We start from the raw sequence: 3,992 nt of genomic DNA, 5'->3' as shown, positions 1-3,992 counted from the left end.
AAGCAGCTGCGCACCCTGTTGATGACAAAGCTTTGGCTGCAGGAATTTTTCCCCGAAAACGCATAACAAAAAAAAACGGAAGGCCGGACATGGCAGATTTTGATTACTACCTGGCGCAGTTTGTCGATATCCATGGCCGGCCCAAGGCCAAGCTGGTGCCGGGCAAGCACAAGGAAATGATCTTTGGTGCAGGAGCTGGTTTCGCGGGCTTCGCGATCGCAGGCATGGGAATGGAGCCACATGGGCAGGAGTTCATGGCGGTCGGTGACCGCGGCAGTGTGCGCGCCGTGCCCTGGATGCCCTCGACCGCCAGTGTTAGCTGCGACGGACATGTCGATGGCAAACCGCATCCGCTTGATTCCCGTGTGATTGCGAAAAAAGCGCTGGCAGCTTTTCGCGATGCCACCGGGCTGGAATTCTTCTCCGGCCTTGAGYCCGAATTTTTTCTGCTCAAGGCAACCGAAAGCGGTGGGTACGAGGTTGCAACCGGCTCCGAATCGCTCGACAAGCCCTGCTACGACTTCCGGCACCTGTCGTCGGTCTCGGATTTCCTCATGGAGTTGCGCTCCGCGTTAGAGGGGGCGAATATCGATGTCTACCAGATTGACCACGAAGACGCGAACGGTCAGTTCGAGATGAACTTCACCTATGCCGACGGCCTGCGTACAGCGGACAATCTGACATATTTCAAAATGGCGGCGACCGCAATTGCCAAAAAACACGGCATGTTGTGTTCATTCATGCCAAAACCCTTTTCCGAGCGGTCGGGCAGTGGGTTGCATATGCATATGTCGGCCGGCAAAGAGTTCGGCGACAACGCTTTTGAGGACAAAACCGATCCGCGCGGCATGGACCTGAGCCCGTTGGCCTATCATTTCCTTGGGGGATTGATGGCTCATGCTGCGGGGCTGACGGCAATTGCCGCTCCTTGTGTCAACTCCTACAGAAGGCTGGTTTCGCGCGGCTCGCGCTCTGGCGCGACCTGGGCGCCTGTCAATATCGCTTGGGGCAACAACAACCGGACAGCCTTTGTGCGCATCCCGGGCGGTCGGCTCGAACTGCGCGTTGCCGATGCTTCGTCAAATCCGTATCTGCTGACCGCTGCCATCATTTATGCGGGCCTTGACGGCATCCAGCGAAAGCTCGATCCGGGGGAGCCGTGCAACGAAAATCTTTACCAGTTGAGCCTGGATGAGCTTGATGCGCGCGGAATCCGGCGCCTGCCGGCTTCCTTGCCCAGCGCGCTCGATGCCTTGCAAGCCGATACGGTGCTGTCTACCGGTCTGGGATTGCCCTTCGTCAAGGAATTCCAGACGCTCAAACGGATTGAAAGTGACGATTTTCTGACCACTATCTCTCCGGAAGAATTTCGCCGGTATGTGGATTTCTTCTAGTCAAACTGTGTGTCGCTTGGCCGCCAGCCGCCTATTTAAGGCAAATTGATGACGACTTTTACAGAAGGTGAAGCAGATCGGAGCGGTTCCGGTAGTCCCGCAGCGCAGCGCGTTGACGAATGGCGCGATATTGACAAAGCCGCCTACGACTATCACTTGATGCAGTGGATGGAGCAGAAACAGTCCACCAAGCATTTCGCGGATTTTATTGGCAGTTCTCTTGCGACATCCAGGCGTGTCATCGATTTGGGTTGCGGCGGCGGTGCGGCGACGTTCTATCTTGCACAACAAAACCCGAATACCCAGGTCCTTGGAATCGACTATTCGGCCGATTTGGTGGCCTTGGCCGGGAAGCTGGCCGCCGACAATAACGCCAGCAACCTTCAATTCGGCACCGGTGACTGGTTTGACCTTTCCACAAGAAACGACGTCGATGGTGTTGTGAGCCTGCAGACGCTTTCCTGGTTGCCGGAATTCGAAAGGCCATTGTCAGAAATCTTTCACAAGCTCAATCCGCAGTGGGTCGGGCTGACGAGCCTGTTTTACGAAGGTGATATCTCCTGCACCATCGAAGTGAATGAACACGCAAGAGACCGGCGTTCCTTTTACAACGTCTATTCGATACCTGCCTTGGCGAGATACGTCGGGAAACACGGCTACAAGATCAGCCGGCAGTCCAGGTTCCTGATAGATGTTGATATCAAAAAGCCTGACAGTTCCGATAGCATGGGAACTTACACCGTACCTTTGAAAGAGGGACCGGATTCCAGGAGCGAAAGACTGCAGATAAGCGGCCCTTTGTTGATGAACTGGTATTTTTTGCTGATTGAAAAAAATTAAAAAAATTTCCGCGGTAATCATCGTGCGGCCGGCAAGCTCCTGCCGAAGGGATTGTTGACATGGCGCGGCCGGTGAGGGTTCTTTTTGTTTGCTATGGCGGAGGTCACGTTGAGATGTGCCTGCCGGTCATGCGCGCGCTTCGTCAGCAAATGCCAGGTTGCGACGCAAAAATCATGGCGCTCACCACAGCATTTCCCGCTGCGGTGCTTGCGGGGGAAACACCTCTGGGTTACCGTGATTTCATTGATATGCCCGCTGGGCACCGCGCGTTGGAGTTTGGTGCACGGCTGGTATCAGCTACCCAGCATCCGGGCGTCGCCCTGGAAGAGTCGGTGGCCTATCTCGGTTTCAACTTTCTGGAGTGGGTAGACAACGAGGGCGAGGAGGCTGYCTGGCGACGGTGGACCCAATTTGGGCGGCACGGATTTTTTCCGCTTAATTTCTTCCGCGGTGTACTGCGCAAGCTGGAAATCGACGTCGTCGTGACAACCAATTCGCCGCGCAGTGAGCAGGCGGCCGTAGAGGCGGCGGTTTCCCTTGGAATTCCGTGCCTTTCGATGCTGGATCTGTTTGCGTTGCCAGGAGATCCTTATTTGGCGCGTCGRGTGCATGCGGACCGCCTGACCGTTCTGGCCGACGTGACGCGCCAAAATCTTGTGAACGCCGCAATACCATCGGATCGGATCTTTGTCACGGGTAATCCAGCGTTTGACGGTTTGGTCACACCGGACGCCAGGATTCAGGGGGAGATGTGGCGCAATGCCAAGGGTTGGAATGGCAAGAACATCATTCTTTGGGCGGGCCATCTTGAAGTATCACATGCATCACCTGCCGCTCTCGCGGGCAGCGGTTTAGGTAACCAGGTGCAGCTGTGGCTCGCGGATTGGGTGGCGTCGCGTGAGGATGTTTGTCTTGCCGTCCGGTATCACCCCAACGAATGCCATGCTTTTGAGAAGCCGCCTGTTCATCCCAGGATTTTTTGGAGTGAGCCCGGTGTTGAGCCGCTGTTGCCGGTGTTGCTGGCCTCCGACCAGGTGGTCGTACAGGTAACAACTGTCGGGGTACAAGCCTATATCGCCGGAAAGCGGGTAGTCAACATTGGTTTTTCGCCCTATGTGCAGAGCTCCGGTCTCGACTATTCTTTACTCGGTATGAGTGAGAGGGCCGACAATCGGTCCATGCTGATACGCTTGCTTGAGCAGGGCGTGGCCGGCGATGGTATGAAAAAACCAGAGTACGTGCAAAATGGATGCGCAGCGCAAGCCGTCGCATTGCATATCTGCACTCTTGCAGAAGAGAGATTCTCCTTATGAGTGGTCCACAGCAGCGAAAAATTTTAGGATTGATTCTCGCCCGGGGAGGGAGCAAGCGTTTGCCGGGAAAAAATATTCGGGACCTGCATGGAAAGCCCCTAATTGCCTGGACGATTGAAGCAGCGGTTGCGTGCCAATCATTTACCAAGCTGGTGTTATCGACGGATTCGCAGAAAATCGCCGATGTAGCAGGCCGTTATGGCATCGAAATTCCATTTCTGCGGCCGGATCATCTGGCCGCCGACTTGAGTACTTCTGAAGACGCGGTGTTGCATGCGCTCGATTTCCTGCGTGATCAGCAGGGGCTGGATTTTGATGCGGTGATGCTGATGGAACCTACGTCGCCGCTGCGAGCCGGAGGAGATATGGAGGGTGTCCTCAGGCTTTTAAGTGATCGCTGGAACGAAGCGGACGCAGTTGTTGGGGCCGGTCGTGTGCAACTGGA

The 3,992-nt window shown here is 55.6% G+C and carries 4 protein-coding genes; all 4 read left to right on the top strand.

Translation table 11 applies throughout. The features are described from left to right. A partial coding sequence (gene glnT / locus AC1D0Z_RS17220) for a type III glutamate--ammonia ligase (RefSeq protein WP_477659436.1) occupies positions 1–1,394 on the top strand: 1,394 nt, incomplete at its 5' end. Between the two features lie 48 nt (positions 1,395–1,442). Further along, complete coding sequence (locus AC1D0Z_RS17215; RefSeq protein ID WP_477659435.1) at positions 1,443–2,234, top strand: class I SAM-dependent methyltransferase; 792 nt, start codon at positions 1,443–1,445, stop codon at positions 2,232–2,234. Between the two features lie 59 nt (positions 2,235–2,293). Next, positions 2,294–3,547, top strand: coding sequence for a UDP-glycosyltransferase (locus AC1D0Z_RS17210; RefSeq protein WP_477659434.1), 1,254 nt, complete (start codon positions 2,294–2,296; stop codon positions 3,545–3,547). After that, positions 3,544–3,992: acylneuraminate cytidylyltransferase family protein (locus AC1D0Z_RS17205; protein ID WP_477659433.1), on the top strand; the 449-nt coding region annotated here is incomplete at its 3' end. The genes AC1D0Z_RS17210 and AC1D0Z_RS17205, both read left to right, overlap by 4 nt.

Source organism: Polaromonas sp. P1_E3, assembly GCF_056405935.1.
Note: the sequence above shows the minus strand (reverse complement) of the source record. Positions and strands in the feature narration are given on the sequence as shown.